The organism is Shinella sp. CPCC 101442 (assembly GCF_024704725.1).
GTDB lineage: Bacteria > Pseudomonadota > Alphaproteobacteria > Rhizobiales > Rhizobiaceae > Shinella.
On the sequence record NZ_JALIQS010000004.1, the window covers coordinates 573,778 to 588,906 of the forward strand.

At 65.8% G+C, this 15,129-nt stretch carries 8 protein-coding genes; 6 read left to right on the forward strand and 2 right to left on the reverse strand.

Going from position 1 to position 15,129, the window contains the following annotated elements; all coding sequences use genetic code 11:
• Positions 1 to 30 precede the first annotated feature (30 nt).
• The 6 genes from MUO32_RS18145 to MUO32_RS18170 all read left to right on the forward strand — a co-directional run bounded on the left by MUO32_RS18145 (position 31) and on the right by MUO32_RS18170 (position 7,034).
• Positions 31 to 1,179 carry an isovaleryl-CoA dehydrogenase gene (locus tag MUO32_RS18145; protein WP_257949972.1) on the forward strand — a complete coding sequence of 383 codons (1,149 nt, stop codon included), beginning with the start codon at positions 31 to 33 and terminating at the stop codon, positions 1,177 to 1,179.
• Positions 1,179 to 2,786 (forward strand): carboxyl transferase domain-containing protein, encoded by a 1,608-nt coding sequence (locus tag MUO32_RS18150; protein ID WP_257949773.1) that lies wholly within the window; start codon positions 1,179 to 1,181, stop codon positions 2,784 to 2,786. The genes MUO32_RS18145 and MUO32_RS18150 overlap by 1 nt, the downstream gene beginning before the upstream one ends.
• A 12-nt stretch (positions 2,787 to 2,798) precedes the next feature.
• Entirely contained in the window at positions 2,799 to 3,182 is a 384-nt protein-coding gene (locus MUO32_RS18155; RefSeq protein ID WP_257949774.1) for a RidA family protein, read from the forward strand.
• Positions 3,183 to 3,252: 70 nt separating this feature from the next.
• Positions 3,253 to 5,238, forward strand: a complete 1,986-nt coding sequence (locus MUO32_RS18160; RefSeq protein ID WP_257949775.1) for an acetyl/propionyl/methylcrotonyl-CoA carboxylase subunit alpha — start codon at positions 3,253 to 3,255, stop codon at positions 5,236 to 5,238.
• On the forward strand, positions 5,235 to 6,110 hold the full coding sequence (locus MUO32_RS18165) for a hydroxymethylglutaryl-CoA lyase (RefSeq protein ID WP_257949776.1): 876 nt from the start codon (positions 5,235 to 5,237) through the stop codon (positions 6,108 to 6,110). The genes MUO32_RS18160 and MUO32_RS18165 overlap by 4 nt, the downstream gene beginning before the upstream one ends.
• A 123-nt stretch (positions 6,111 to 6,233) precedes the next feature.
• Entirely contained in the window at positions 6,234 to 7,034 is an 801-nt protein-coding gene (locus MUO32_RS18170) for a crotonase/enoyl-CoA hydratase family protein (RefSeq protein WP_257949777.1), read from the forward strand.
• Between the two features lie 81 nt (positions 7,035 to 7,115).
• On the opposite strand, the gene pbpC is transcribed toward MUO32_RS18170, so the two are convergent.
• Both pbpC and MUO32_RS18180 read right to left on the reverse strand, forming a co-directional pair.
• Positions 7,116 to 9,200 (reverse strand): penicillin-binding protein 1C, encoded by a 2,085-nt coding sequence (gene pbpC, locus MUO32_RS18175; protein WP_257949778.1) that lies wholly within the window; start codon positions 9,198 to 9,200, stop codon positions 7,116 to 7,118.
• 12 nt (positions 9,201 to 9,212) lie between these two features.
• On the reverse strand, positions 9,213 to 14,669 hold the full coding sequence (locus tag MUO32_RS18180; RefSeq protein WP_257949779.1) for an alpha-2-macroglobulin family protein: 5,457 nt from the start codon (positions 14,667 to 14,669) through the stop codon (positions 9,213 to 9,215).
• Between the last annotated feature and the right edge of the window lie 460 nt (positions 14,670 to 15,129).

Here is a 15,129-nt window from a genome sequence, read left to right on the forward strand (position 1 = left end):
GAGGGGAGGGTGGACATGTACGACGCCGGCATGAGCTTCGGGCTTGGAGAGGATATCGAGGCGCTGCGCGAAAGCGTGCGGCGTTTCGCGACGGACCGGATTGCCCCTCAGGCGGCGGAGATCGACCGCAGCAACACTTTCCCCATGCCGCTCTGGCGGGAAATGGGCGATCTCGGCCTGCTCGGCATCACGGCACCGGAAGGGCTCGGCGGCTCCGGCATGGGCTATCTCGCCCATTGCGTGGCAATGGAAGAAATCAGCCGCGCTTCGGCTTCCGTGGGCTTGAGCTACGGCGCCCATTCCAACCTTTGCGTCAATCAGCTCGTGCGCAATGCGACGCCGGAGCAGCGCCAAAAATACCTGCCGAAGCTGATTTCCGGCGAGCATGTCGGCGCGCTCGCCATGTCCGAGCCGGGGGCGGGTTCCGATGTCGTCTCGATGAAGCTCAGGGCCGACAAGCGGGGCGACCGCTATGTGCTGAACGGCAACAAGATGTGGATCACCAACGGGCCGGATGCGGATGTGCTGGTGGTCTATGCCAAGACCGACCCGGAGGCCGGTTCGCGCGGCATCACTGCCTTCCTCATCGAAAAGGGTTTTGCCGGCTTTTCGACGGCCCAGAAGCTGGACAAGCTCGGCATGCGCGGCTCCAATACCTGCGAACTCGTCTTTGCCGATTGCGAGGTTCCGGAGGAGAACGTGATGGGCACGGTGGGGCGCGGCGTCAACGTGCTGATGTCCGGCCTCGATTACGAGCGTGTCGTGCTCTCGGGCGGTCCGCTCGGCATCATGGCCGCCTGCCTCGACGTGGTCGTGCCCTATATCCATGAGCGCAAGCAGTTCGACCGGCCGATCGGCGAGTTCCAGCTGATGCAGGGCAAGGTCGCGGACATGTATGTCGCGCTCAACGCCTGCCGCGCCTATGTCTATGCGGTGGCCGCCTCCTGCGACCGCGGCGAGACGACCCGCAAGGATGCCGCCGGCTGCATCCTCTATTCGGCCGAGATGGCCACGAAGCTGGCGCTGGAAGCCATCCAGTCGCTCGGCGGCAACGGCTATATCAACGACTACCCGACCGGCCGCCTGCTGCGCGACGCCAAGCTTTACGAGATCGGCGCCGGCACCTCCGAAATCCGCCGCATGCTCATCGGCCGCGAAATCTTTCAGGAGACGCTGTGATGCCGGTCATCCCCTCGGCCGTGAACACCCGCAGCGAGATTTTTGCGGCAAACCGCAAGGCGATGCGCGATGCATTGGCCCTGGTCGAGGAAGCGGTCGGCCTCGCCATGGATGGCGGCGGGGCGAAGGCGCGCGACCGTCATGTTTCGCGCGGCAAGCTGCTGCCGCGCGACCGCGTCGCGCAATTGCTCGATCCCGGCTCGCCCTTTCTCGAAATCGGCCTCACGGCCGGCCATGGCCTCTATGGCGGCGCGTCCCCCTCCGGCGGCATGATATCCGGTATCGGCCGTGTCTCCGGCCGCGAATGCATGATCGTCTGCAACGATGCGACGGTGAAGGGCGGCACTTACTATCCCATCACCGTGAAGAAGCATCTTCGCGCGCAGGAGATCGCCGCGGAAAACCGGCTGCCCTGCATCTATCTCGTCGATTCCGGCGGCGCGAACCTGCCCAACCAGGACGAGGTCTTCCCCGACCGCGATCATTTCGGCCGCATCTTCTACAACCAGGCCCAGATGTCCGCCGCCGGCATTCCGCAGGTCGCCGTCGTCATGGGTAGCTGCACGGCGGGCGGCGCCTATGTGCCGGCGATGAGCGATGAGACCGTCATCGTCGAGAACCAGGGCACGATCTTCCTTGCCGGCCCGCCGCTGGTAAAGGCCGCGACAGGCGAGGTGGTGAGCGCCGAAGACCTCGGCGGTGGCGACGTGCACACGCGCCTTTCCGGCGTCGCCGATCATCTTGCGCGCGACGACCGGCATGCGCTTTCGATTGCCCGCCAGATTGCCGCCAACCTCAACACACGTAAGCCGGAGGTTACGAAATCCGGCGACGGCGACGCGCCGCTTTACGACCCCGAAGAACTCATGGGCATCGTACCCGCCGATACGCGTACGCCCTACGATGTGCGCGAGGTGATCGCCCGCGTGGTGGATGGTTCGCGGTTCGACGAGTTCAAGGCGCGCTTCGGCACGACGCTGGTCTGCGGCTTCGCCACGCTGCATGGGCTCCAGGTCGGCATCATCGCCAACAATGGCGTGCTGTTCTCGGAGGCTGCCTTGAAGGGAGCGCATTTCATCGAGCTTTGCGCGCAACGCGGTATCCCGCTCGTCTTCCTGCAGAACATCACCGGCTTCATGGTCGGCCGCAAATACGAGGCGGAGGGCATCGCCAAGAACGGCGCCAAGCTCGTCACCGCCGTTGCCACAGCAAAGGTGCCGAAACTCACCATGCTGATCGGCGGCTCCTACGGTGCCGGCAATTACGGCATGTGCGGCCGGGCCTATTCGCCACGCTTTCTCTGGACCTGGCCGAACAGCCGCATTGCCGTCATGGGCGGCGAGCAGGCGGCGGGCGTTCTGGCGACCGTCAAGCGCGAGGGCATCGAGCGCACCGGCGGCAGCTGGAGCGGCGAAGAGGAGGCCGCCTTCAAGCAGCCGACCATCGACATGTTCGCCCGCCAGAGCCACCCGCTCTATGCCTCGGCGAGGCTTTGGGATGACGGCATCGTCGACCCGCGCAAGACGCGCGACGTGCTGGCGCTTTCGCTTTCTGCGGCGCTCAATGCGCCGATAGAGCCCACCCGTTTTGGCGTCTTCAGGATGTAAAGGAGGCAAGTCATGAAACGCGAACTGAGCAATGCCAAGAACGTACCCGCCCCGCGCGGCGGTTATTCGCAGGCCGTGAAGATCGAGGATTTCAAGACGCTGCTGTTCATCAGCGGCCAGATACCGGTGTCCGATGACGACAAGGTGCCGGAAACCTTCGAGGATCAGGCGCGTCTCGTCTGGCGCAATATCGACGCGCAACTCAAGGCCGCCGGCATGGCGAAGGCCGATCTCGTCAAGGTCACGACCTTTCTGTCCGACCGTCATCACGCGACCGCCAACCGTGAGATCCGCAGCGACTATCTCGGCACCATCGCACCGGCGATGAGCGTCGTCATCGCGTCGATCTTCGACGAGAAGTGGCTGCTCGAAGTCGAGGCCATCGCCGCACGATAGTTGTTGTCGCAATTCCGCACGCAAACCGCTCGGGTGCTTTGCCGGAATTGCCTTTGAAAGCCGGAGCCGGATGTTCAGGAAAATCCTCATCGCCAACCGAGGCGAGATCGCCTGCCGCGTCATTCGCACCGCGCGGCGCATGGGCGTCGCGACGGTCGCCGTCCATTCGGATGCCGACCGCGCGGCGCTGCATGTCGAAATGGCCGACGAGGCCATCCGCATTGGCCCGGCCGAGGCGGTGAAAAGCTACCTGAACATCGCCGCGATCATCGAGGCGGCCAAGGCGAGCGGCGCGCAGGCCGTGCATCCCGGCTATGGCTTCCTGTCGGAAAACCCGGATTTCGTGGAGGCGGTGGAAGCCGCCGGTCTCGTCTTCATCGGCCCCTCCGCAAATGCCATCCGCGCCATGGGCTTGAAGGATGCCGCCAAGGCTCTGATGGAAAAGGCAGGCGTGCCCGTCGTGCCAGGCTATCACGGGGACAGGCAGGACGCCGCCTTCCTCGCAGGTCAGGCGGAGACGATCGGCTATCCCGTGTTGATCAAGGCGCGCGCCGGCGGCGGCGGCAAGGGCATGCGGCGGGTGGAGCAGCCCGCCGATTTCGCCGCAGCACTCGAAAGTGCGCGGCGCGAAGGGGAAAGCGCTTTTGGCGACGGCCACGTGCTCGTCGAAAAATACATGGCGAAACCCCGCCATATCGAAGTGCAGGTCTTTGGTGACGGGCACGGCAATGTCGTGCATCTCTTCGAACGCGACTGCTCGCTGCAACGCCGGCACCAGAAGGTCATCGAGGAGGCTCCAGCTCCGGGCATGACGGTGGAGATGCGCGACAGGATGGGAGCGGCGGCCGTGCGCGCGGCGGCGGCGATCGGCTATAGCGGCGCGGGCACGGTGGAGTTCATCGCCGACGTTTCCGAGGGGCTGCGGCAGGATCGTTTCTACTTCATGGAGATGAACACGCGCCTGCAGGTCGAGCATCCCGTGACGGAGGCGATCACCGGCCTCGACCTTGTCGAATGGCAATTGCGCGTCGCGGCCGGCGAGCCCCTGCCGAAACGCCAGGAGGAGCTTGCGATAGACGGCTGGGCCTTCGAGGCGAGGCTCTACGCGGAGAACCCGGCACGTGACTTCCTGCCGGCGACCGGCCGCCTTTCGGTCTTCGACCGGCCTGAAAGCGCGCGTGTCGATTCCGGCGTGCGTGCCGGTGATGTCGTCACGCCCTTTTACGACCCGATGATCGCCAAGGTTATCACCCACGGCCGCAGCCGCGCGGAGGCGCTGGCCAGGCTCGAGACGGCGCTGGAACAATTCCGTGTCGGTGGGGTGACGACCAATGCCGGCTTCCTCGTCCGCCTGTGCCGCCATCCGGCCTTTGCCGCCGGCGATGTGGATACGGGACTGATCGGCCGGGCCGGCGAGACCTTGTTCACCGATCCAGAGGCGCCGGAGGAGACCTTCGCGCTCGCCGCCCTTTCCGCCCTCGGGTTTCTCACAGCTCCGGCCGATCGCGATCCATGGGGTCATATCCGTGGTTTTCGCCTGTGGGGCGAGGCTGCGCAAACCGTATTTCTCGACCATGCCGGTGCCGAACATGCCGTGAAGGTCGCGACACTCGGCGGGGACAATTTCCGCATCGAGCACAACGATATCGCCACGGAACTGCGCGTGCGCTCGATCGACGGTCGCGCGGTCCGGGTCGATTTCGATGACCATACCGTTCCCGCGACCGTGCATCGCGACCGCGCCGACATCGCCGTCTTCTTCGGCGGCCATGGGCATGCCTTTTCGATTGCGCAAGAAGCCGGCCATCACGGCGAGGCGGCGACGGGCGGGGACCGGCTTGTCGCGCCGATGCCCGGCCTGGTGCGCATCGTCTCGACGGAGCCGGGCGCGCGCGTCGCCAAGGGCGATGCTCTCGTCACCATGGAGGCGATGAAGATGGAGCTGGTGCTGGCCGCCCCGCGTGACGGCGTGGTGGCGATCGTGCCGGTGGCGGTGGGCGATCAGGTGGCGGAGGGCGCGTTGCTGCTCTCGCTGGAGCCCGAGGAGGCTGCATGAGCCGGCGCATCGAAATCGTCGAGATGGCAGCCCGCGACGGGTTGCAGAACGAGAAGGCGATCATCCCGACCGCCGACAAGATCGCGCTGATCGACAAACTGTCCGCTTGCGGCTTCAAGCGCATCGAGGCGACGAGTTTCGTCAGCCCCAAATGGGTGCCACAGCTTGCCGACGGTGCCGGGGTCATGGCCGGCATCGCGCGCCGGCCCGGCATCTCCTATGCGGCGCTGGTGCCCAACATGAAGGGCTACGAGGCCGCGAAGGCCGCCGGTGTGAATGAGGTCGCCGTCTTCCTCTCGGCCTCCGAGGGCTTTTCGCGCGCCAATCTCAATTGCTCGATTACCGAAAGCATCGAGCGCGCCCGGCCCGTCGCGGAGGCGGCGAAGGCGGATGGCATCTTGCTGCGCGGTTATGTCAGCTGCGTCGTGCAATGCCCCTATGACGGTCCGGTGGAACCTTGCGCCGTGGCGCGCGTCACCGGGCAATTGCTGCGTCTCGGCTGCCATGAGGTGAGCCTGGGCGATACGATCGGCCGCGCGCGCCCGGCCGAGGTGGCGGCGATGCTGGATGTCGTGCTGGCCGTCGCCTTCCCGGAAAACCTGGCGGGCCATTTCCACGATACGAACGGGTTGGCACTCGACAATATCCGTGTTGCGCTCGATCATGGACTGACCGTCTTCGACGCCTCCGTCGGCGGCCTCGGCGGATGCCCCTATGCGCCGGGCGCACGCGGCAATGTGGATACGCTCGCCGTCGCCGACATGCTGGCGGCGATGGGCTATGAAACGGGCCTCGACCGGGAGAAGCTGGCAATCGCCGCAGCCTTTGCGCGGCGGATTGCCGGCAAGGATGAAGCACGAAAGAGCGCCTAGGCGGGCCCGGCAAAAGGGCGAGGCGATCTTGCGTTGGGAATGGCTGAAAACAAAGGGATCGAGCGACTTCGCCTTTCGAAGAAAGGCGGAATGTCTCAGGCTCAAAACGTGGAGGAGGGCACCATGAATTTTGAAACCATCTCCGTATCCGTCGACCGTCGGGGCGTTGCCGCCCTCACGCTGCGCCGCCACGCGCAGCACAATGCGCTGTCGGGCCTGATGATCCGCGAACTGACAGCCGTCGCCGGCCTGCTCGGCGAGGACAAGGCAGTGCGCGTCGTTGTGCTGACGGGCGAGGGGGAGAGCTTTTGTGCGGGCGGTGATCTCAACTGGATGAAGGAGCAGATCGCCGCGACCCGCGAGGCGCGCGTCGCGGAAGCGCGCCGGCTCGCCCTGATGCTGAAGGCGCTGCGCGACCTGCGCAAACCGCTGATCGCCCGCGTCAACGGCCAGGCCTATGGTGGCGGCGTGGGGCTCATCAGCGTCTGCGATGCGGCGATTGCCGTGGAGGGCGCGCGTTTCGGGCTGACCGAAACCCGCCTCGGCCTCATTCCCGCGACGATCAGCCCCTATGTCGCCGCCCGCATCGGCCCCGCCGCTTTCCTGCGCTTCGCGACGTCCGCGCGACTATTCGATGCGCCGACGGCCAGGCAGGTCGGTCTGTTGAGCGGCGTCGTCGTGCCGGAAGCATTGGATGAGGCGGTGGAGGCGGAGATCGCACCCTATTTCGTCGCCTCGCCCGAGGCTGTCGCGGCGGCGAAAGCCCTTGCCCATGCACTGGCGCCGCCGATCGATGACAAGCTTATCGAGATGACGTTGACGCGGCTTGCCGATACCTGGGAGACACCCGAGGCGGCGGAAGGCATTGCGGCGTTTCTCGAGAAGCGGAAGGCGGGCTGGGTGCTGGCCGATACCAAGAAGTAAGCCGGCAGGGCTGATTAGGCTGTTATCCCAAGGCTCTTCCGGCCAGCGGGGAGATGAGATAGGCGGGGCTGCCGCTTCGCACTATTCGATAAACACCCGCACGCTTGCCGCCCGCCCGGCCGCATCGATCACTGTCAGCGTTGAGAAGCCCGCACCCTCCGGCATCCACTGCGTCGTGCGCCTGCGCGAGGCTTCCGGCAGGACCTTGCCGTTGGCGAGCCAGCGGAACGGTGCGCGGCCGCCCTGGAGTTTCAGGACGAGGGGGGAGACGTCGGTGCCTATGGTGGCGCCGAGCTCGACATGGGCGCCTTCCGGCGGGTAGACGATCTGCGGTGCCGGCTCGCGCGCCACCGTGGTGACGAGGCCGCTCGCCGTCGTCGAGAAACGGCGCAGGCTTGCCGGGAGCTCCGATTGCGCGATGCGCACCGCGCCGGCCGGTGCGCGCGGAAGCGCGGTAATGGCGATGCCGGAACGCGAAAAGGCTTCGAAGAGGATGGGCGCGGCCGCGCCATAGCCGGTCAGGCCCGGTACCGCGCCATTATCGGCGCGGCCGACCCAGACGCCGAGCACGTGACGGCCGTCATAGCCGACGGACCAGGCGTCTCGGTAGCCGTAGCTAGTGCCGGTCTTGTAGGCGATGCCCAGGCGGCGGCTGCCGGTGGGTGGGGTGACGCCGGACAGCACGTCCGAGACCTGCCAGACGGCGACGGGGTCGAGCAGCGGATCGCCAGCAATCACCTTGGCATCGCCGGTAATGCCATCGCCGAGCTGCACGGGCATGCCGCGATTGGCAAGCGCCGCATAGAGCTGGGTGAGATCGCGCAGGGTAATGCCGAGGCCGCCGAGGCCGATGGCGAGGCCCGGCGTTTCGCCCGGCGGCAGGTCGGGGCGCACCTCGGCGCGGCGGAAGCGCACCATCATCCGCGTCGGGCCGACGGCCTCGAGCAGGCGCACGGCGGGCACGTTCAGCGACAGCTGCAGCGCCTTGCGAACGCTGATGTCGCCCTGGTAGGTCATGTCGAAATTGCGCGGGCGGTAGCCGGAGAAATCGGCGGGGCGGTCCTCGACGATGGTTTCCTGCGCGACGAGGCCCTCTTCGAAGGCAAGGCCGTAAATGAACGGCTTCAGCGCCGAGCCGGGCGAGCGGCGGATGCGCGTCATGTCGATCCAGCCGGCGCGGCTGCCGTCGAAATAATCCGCGGAGCCGACCTCGCCGAGGATTTCGCCGGTGCGGGCATCCGCCATCACCATGGCGATGGAAATTTTCGGGCCGAGGCGTTCGGCCGCCTCGCGCGCGACGGTTTCGAGACCGTCCTGCACTGTGCGGTCGAGCGAGGTCTCGTGTTTGATCGCCTTTGGATCCTTGCGCAGCGCCAGTTCCGAAAGGTGGGCGGCATAGGAGGGAAGTTGGCGGCGGCGATCCGGCACGGCTTCGAGGCTGGCGCGCTCGGCCTCGCCTTCTCCGATGACCTCGGAGACGGCAAGGCGGTTGAGCACCCGCTCGCGCGCCTTTTCCGCGGCTTCGCGGTGGCGATCCGGCCGGCGTTTCTCCGGCAATTGCGGTAAAGCGACGAGCAGGGCAGCTTCGGCGACGGAAAGCCGCTTCGGCTCCTTGCCGAACCAGGCGAGGCTTGCGGCGCGTACACCCTCCAGATTGCCGCCATAGGGGGCGAGCGTCAGGTAGAGATCGAGGATTTCGGCTTTCGAAAGGCGGCGTTCGAGCTGGACGGCGCGGGCCATCTGGCGCAGCTTCGCCGTAATCGAGCGGTTTTCGCGCGGCTCGATCAGACGGGCGACCTGCATGGAGAGCGTGGAGGCGCCCGAGACGATGCGGCCATTGCCGACGAACTGGCCGGCGGCACGCAAGAGCGCCCAGGGATCGATGCCGCCATGCGCGGTGAAGCGCCGGTCCTCATAGGCAACCAGCATGCGCAGGAACTGCGGATCGACATCGGCGGCCGTGGTCTTCAGCCGCCAATGGCCCTCCGGCGTCGCGAAGGCGCGCAGCAGGCGGCCGTCGCGGTCGAGCACTTCCCTGGAGACGGTTTTCGCCACCGAGATCGGCGGTGGATAGGCGCGATCGGCATAATCGAGCCCGAAGGCGAGGGCGGCAATCGCTGCCGCCCCGCCGAGGGAGCCGATCAGAAGTTTGCGCCATAGCGCCATCGTCAGAACCCCTTACTCGGCCTTGACGACTTGCATGCGGCCGGTCGCTGTGCGGGCGGAGTATTGCGGACGGTACATGTCCTCCACCTGGGCGGCCGGCAGGTCATAGGTGCCGGGGGTCACGGCGCGCACGACATAGGCGAGCGTCACGTCGCGGTTGTCGCCTTCGCTGCGGTTGAAGGCCGCGACGAAACGGTCGTAGCGGAACTCCGTATGCGCCGCTTCCGTCTCGCCGAGCCAGTCGAAATTGGCGAGCTTCGCGCTGTCGACGAGGCTCGGATTGTCGATCTCGAAACCGGCGGGCAAGAGGTCGGTGATGATGATGCGCGAGGCCCAGTTGTTGTGCTCCGTCACCTTCAGCACCACGACGTAGCGCTCGTTCTGCTGTGCCTCCGTGACATTCGCCTCCTCGCCGTCGAGCGTGAAGTAGGTGCGCTCGATGGCAAAGCCGTCACCGCCGGCCGGCAGTGGATCGAGCGGGGCCGCGACCGTGGTGAGAACGGCGGAAACCGGCTCATCGGTGCGGTTGGCGATGGTCAGCGGGTTTTCCAGCAGGGACTTGCCCGTCATCTGCGCGGCATAGCCGCCGGCGCGCGCGGCGCCGTTGACTTCGAGCTTCAGGTCCTTGTCGGCATCCTTCACCGAGCGGGCGGCGAGCAGCATCCAGGTCTGTTCCTGGGTGCTGGTCCAGCGCTTGTTCTCCCATTGCTTGGCGACGAGCTTGGAGAGTTCCGGAATGATGCCCGGAACCGGCCGTGCCTCGGCGGCGAGCGCCAGGATCGCGGCACCGTCACGCAGCGACGAACCATAGTCGTTTCGCGAGAGGCTGGCGGTCATGATGCTGTCGCGGGACAGGCCGAGCGCGTTGGAGAAGATCGTCGTTGCGCGCTGGGCGTCGCCATAGAGACCGAGCGCGGCACCAATCTGTGCGCGGGCGAACGGCGAGGAGAACTCCGACAGTTTCGTATCGGCGTAGTAGCGCAGGTCGCTGATCGCGGCCTTGCGGTTGCGGGCAAGCACGTAGAGCGCATAGGCGATCTCGTTGCCCTGCGTGGAGACGTTGACGTCGTAGGACAGCGCATTCTGCAGGTTGTTCAGCGCCTGCAGCATGGCCTGTTCCGGCACGTCGAACTTCTGCTCGCGGGCACGGGTCAGGAAGTCGGTGACGAAGGCGTCGAGCCAGAGGTCGCCGTAGCCGGGACCCCACAGGCCGAAGCTGCCGGTCGAGGACTGGTTGGCCAGCACGCGGTAGATGGCGTCCTGTACACGCTTCTGCGTTTCCGTGTCTTCCGGCAGGCCGGACTGCTTGGAAAGCTCGCTGAGATAGAGCAGCGGCAGGGCGCGGCTCGATGTCTGCTCGGTGCAGCCATAGGGGTAGCGGTCGAGCGACATCAGGAGCGCCGGGACGTCGAAGGCGGCGGCCCGCGACACGCTGACGCTGACCGAAGCACCGGCAAGCTGGCTGTCGGCCAGCAGCTGGTCATCGATCGTCAGGCTGCCATTGGCGGCGATTTCAAGCGGCCGGCGCGTGGTGATCGGCATGGCGGCCGGACGGACCGGCACGTTGAGCGCCTGTTCGAGCGATAGGCCGCTGCCATTGGTAAGCTTCACCGTGACGAGGCCGTCGCCGATCTCGCCGCCGATCAGCGGAAGGGTCAGCGCGGTCTTGCCGCCGACGTCGAGCTTCACCGTCTGCCCGGCGCCGGTCTGTTCGACCATGACCGAGGCATTGTGCGTGATCTCGAGCGTGTAGTCGCCGGCCGGCGCATCGGTATTGGCGATATCGAGACGCAGATCCGAACGGTCCCCGGGGGCGAGGAACTTCGGCAGGCTCGCCGTCACGACGATGGGATCGCGGATGACGACGTCCTTCGAAGCGCTGCCGACACCGGTCTTCGTCCAGGCGACGGCCATGACGCGGGCGGTGCCGTTGAACTGCGGGATATCGAAGCTGACCTTGGCGTTGCCGTCGGCATCGAGCTTCACCGGACCGGCGAAGAAGGCGACGAGATTTTCCTTCGGCGGGTCGCCCAGAAGGGCACCTTCGCCGCCGTCGCCACCGGTGCGCAGACGGCCTGTAGCGCCGAGCGAGCCGTCGATCAGGCGGCCGTAGAGATCGCGGATTTCCATGCCGAGGCGGCGCTGACCAAAGTACCAGGTGGCCGGATCGGGCGCTTCGTAGCGCGTGAGGTTGAGGATGCCGACATCCACGGCGGCTACCGTTATATAGGCTTCTTCATTGGCGTCGGCACCGGCAACCTTCAGGGAAATGTCGAGCGGCTGGCGCGGCAGGGTCTTTTCCGGGACGTCGAGTGCGACATCAAGCTTGCGGTCTGCCGGATCGACCTTCAGCCAGGTGATGCCGATGGCGCGCATCGGCATGCGGCTTTCCTGGTCGGAGCCGGGACGGAAGAGCGTTGCGGTAACATAGGAGCCGGGGCCCCATTCCTTGGTGATGGGAATTTCGACCTCGCCGCCCTCCGCGCCGATGGCGGCCGTCTGGGTTGCAACGAGGCTTTCGGCACCGATGGTGATGAGGAGCTGGCCGGCATGGCGCGGCGAGATCTTCAGTTTGGCGGTGTCGCCGACCGCATAGTTTTCCTTGTCGAGTGAAATCTCCAGCGCGTCGGGTGTTTCCGTCGAGCTTGCGGCGACATACCAGCCGGCGTCGAATTCGACGCTGGTGGCCGGTCCTTCAGGCTCCGGGCTTTCGACTTCGAGGCGGTAGCGGCCCCAGGTGACGGGCACGGAAATCTTGCCGCCGTCAGCGGCGACATCGACCGTGCCGTTGGCGATCTGCGTCGTCGAAAGCACGGGCTCGTAGCGCCACGAGCTGCCGTCGCGATACCACTGGTAGTTCCGCTCGACCGCGAGCAGCTTCCAGGGCAGGCCCTGCATCGCCTCCTTCTTGCCATCGGCGCCGATGGCGACGACGTGGAAGTTGGCAACGGTGTTTTCCGAGAGGTCGCCCTTGAATTCCGGCTTCACGCCGATCATCGCACCGGGCGCCTTGACCGGCAGGATAAGGTTACGCTCGACGGCGCGGCCGCCGGCCTCCATCATGCGCAGCGTTACGAGCGCTTCGAGGCGCTGGGTGGTGGCGGGCAGATCTGTGACATTGACGTCGAAGGTCGCCTTGCCGTCATCGTCGAGCACGTCGAGGCCTTCGAGCGGGATACGGCTTTCCTCGATCGCCTCTTCATCGGCAAGACCGAAGACATAGTCCGGATAGGCAGGATCCTGACGGGTCGGCTTCAGCGCCACGTCGCCCTCGATCTCCAGGCCGGCACCCGGCGCACCGTAGAGATAGCGGCCTTCGACGGAAACGGGAGCGGCAACGCTGGTTTCGATCTCCTTTGCCGCGCTCGTCATGTCGAATTCGATGCGGTCGGGCACGAAGTCATCGACGAGGAAGGTCTTTTCGGCAATCGCCGTACCCTTCGGATCGGTGAAGACCTGCATGGTCCAGGTGCCGCGCATGCTGTTTTCCTGCAGCGGCAGATCGATCGTATGGCCGCCGAGTGCTGCACCATCCGACACCATGCGGCGGTCTTCCACGCCGTCGGGCCGGTTGAAGATGAAGGTGAGCGGCAGCTTCTCGACGGCATTCGCCTCGATATCGCGGGCGAGCGCCGAAGCATGCACCGTCTCGCCGGCGCGGTAGATGCCGCGTTCGGTCCAGGCCAGCACGTCGACAGCGCCCGGGGCCGGGCGGCCGGTGACACCGCGGTCGGAGAGGTCGAAGCCGGCGCGCGTCATGTCGAGGAAGACGAAGTCGCCTTCGCCCTTTCTGGCAAGGATCACGGCGGGCGTGTTGGCGGCGGTGCCGCGCATCAGGCCGGCGGTAAAGGTCGCGCGGCCATCCGCATCGGTTGTCGCTGTTCCCAGGATTTCGTTGTTCTTGGCGATCAGCTGCAGCTCGACGTCTGCAAGCGGGCCGGCGGTATCGAGCGAGCGGGCGAAGACGTTGAGCCCATCCGTGCCGGCATAGGTGGTGAGACCGACATCGGAGACGACGAACCATTGCGTCGCCCTGGTGTCCCATTCGTTGCTGCGGCCGTTCGAGGCGCTGGCGGTCAGCACATAGACGCCGGGCTTGCGCTCAGGCAATGCCTCATCGACCGGGAAGCTGGTGACGACGTCCTTGTTCAGCTCCGGCGAGATATCGATCTTGCCCTGCCAGACGAGTTCGCCATTATCGTTCTCGATGCGGCTGGCCGAATAGCCGTCGAGCTGGGTGAGGAAGCGGCTTTCCGAAAGCAGCGAGGTGATGGCGCGGTCGCCGACGCGGTAGAGCTTCAGGTCGGCGCTGTCGGTGTTGACGGAGACGATCGGGATGCCGCGGCGAACGCTGCCGGGCAGCACGAAGCCGTCACCGGTGAAGCGCACCGTCGCTGCGCGGTCCTGCACATAGATATCGAGGTCCGAGGCGGCGGCCAGCGGCTCGTCGACCGACGACGGCAGGCCGGCGCGGAACGTGATCTTGTAGCGCTGGCCGTGGTTCAGGCCCTCGACGCAGATCTGCCGGTCCTTGGCTTCCACCGCCTTGGGTGCGGCGCCATCGAGCGTGACGAAAGAGGCGTAGTCGGCACCGGATTTCACCAGCGGTTCGGAGAATTCCACGCAGGCGCGCGGCGTCGCGCTGTCGGAATCGATCGTGTGGTTGACGATGCGGAAGCCCTGGCGGGCACGCAGGCCGAGATAGGCCGAGCGGACGGCGACGTCATCCTTCAGGTCGAGGCTCGCCTTGTAGGCATTGATGCCGGCGCGGTAGTTGCTCGACTTGTCGAGCGTGTCACCGAGCACGGCAAGCGCGCGGGCGCGTGTCTCGGTCGTGCGCGAAAGCTGATAGGCGTTGATCGCGGCCAGTGCGCCTTGGCCGGCGAGATAGCTGTTGTTGAAGGCGCGGCCCATGGCCTCGGCCGTCTCGATCCAGAGGAAATAGTCGTCCGGTGCCAGCGACAACGCGCCTTTATAGGCGGCGAGTGCCTGGTCGAAGCGGCTCGAAGCCGTCTCGATGCGGCCGAGCGAGGCGAGGCTCTCCGCGCCCTGGCCGGCCTGATCGGCGGCGAGCGCGAGATTGTCGCGGAACGAGCGGGCGTCGGTCAGCATGTACTCGGTGATAAAGGGCATGGCCGACGGTGCGCCGATATCGGCTGCATTGTCCGCCTTGAGGATCTTGCCGGCAATCGCGCCCTGGAAATGGTTGAGCTGGTTGAAGTCGCTCTTCAGGAAGCACCACTTCACCTTGGGATTATAGGTGAAGGCGCGGCAGGAGAGGTCGTCCACGCAGTCGCTCTTGCACTGGTCGAGCGTCACATCCTGCACTGTGCGCAGGTCGAAGCCGAAATAGTCGCTGTTTTCGGTCGTTACGACGGAGCGTGTCTCTTCCGCATGGGCCGGTAGGGCAGGGGAGGTGATGGCCGCTAGAAGAAGTGCCGAGAAACCCAGGAATGCGCGTTTAGACATGAAGTCCTCCTACCGCTGCCGTCTCGTTGCCGCCGCCACTGTCCTGACCGGGGGCCAGCTTGTCAATCGAAAGACAGAGCGTGGCGAGGTCGCAATGGCATGGCGCATGGAACCAGGGGAAAGACGTTTGGGAGGGCCAGTTCAATCGCCGGTATCGCGAAATATTTTGCCGGCCCTGGCGTTAACCTTTTGTTAACCATATCGGCGCAGACTTCATCTCATCGACGGGCGATTTTCTGTCATACCGCTGTAACAGGTGGTCGGTAGAAACCTCGTCAGACACGAAAGTCGTGTTTCAGGCCGCAGTGACCACGGATGTACTGGCACCGCGCGAAACACTTCCCCGGCCATGCCGGGATGAGGAAGCGGGGGGATAACCCTCGCTTTTTTCATTTTGCCGGGGCCTCCCGCTTGGTGCTGGACCCCTCCAGACGATTGCTCTACCGATGGACCCGCTTCC

What these genes read in the sequence shown, in the direction of transcription:
- MUO32_RS18165 (WP_257949776.1), top strand. Translation starts at nt 5,235, where the DNA reads ATGAGCCGGCGCATCGAAATCGTCGAGATGGCAGCCCGCGACGGGTTG.
- MUO32_RS18150 (WP_257949773.1), top strand. Translation starts at nt 1,179, where the DNA reads ATGCCGGTCATCCCCTCGGCCGTGAACACCCGCAGCGAGATTTTTGCG.
- MUO32_RS18155 (WP_257949774.1), top strand. Translation starts at nt 2,799, where the DNA reads ATGAAACGCGAACTGAGCAATGCCAAGAACGTACCCGCCCCGCGCGGC.
- MUO32_RS18180 (WP_257949779.1), bottom strand. Translation starts at nt 14,669, where the DNA reads ATGTCTAAACGCGCATTCCTGGGTTTCTCGGCACTTCTTCTAGCGGCC.
- pbpC (WP_257949778.1), bottom strand. Translation starts at nt 9,200, where the DNA reads ATGGCGCTATGGCGCAAACTTCTGATCGGCTCCCTCGGCGGGGCGGCA.
- MUO32_RS18160 (WP_257949775.1), top strand. Translation starts at nt 3,253, where the DNA reads ATGTTCAGGAAAATCCTCATCGCCAACCGAGGCGAGATCGCCTGCCGC.
- MUO32_RS18170 (WP_257949777.1), top strand. Translation starts at nt 6,234, where the DNA reads ATGAATTTTGAAACCATCTCCGTATCCGTCGACCGTCGGGGCGTTGCC.
- MUO32_RS18145 (WP_257949972.1), top strand. Translation starts at nt 31, where the DNA reads ATGAGCTTCGGGCTTGGAGAGGATATCGAGGCGCTGCGCGAAAGCGTG.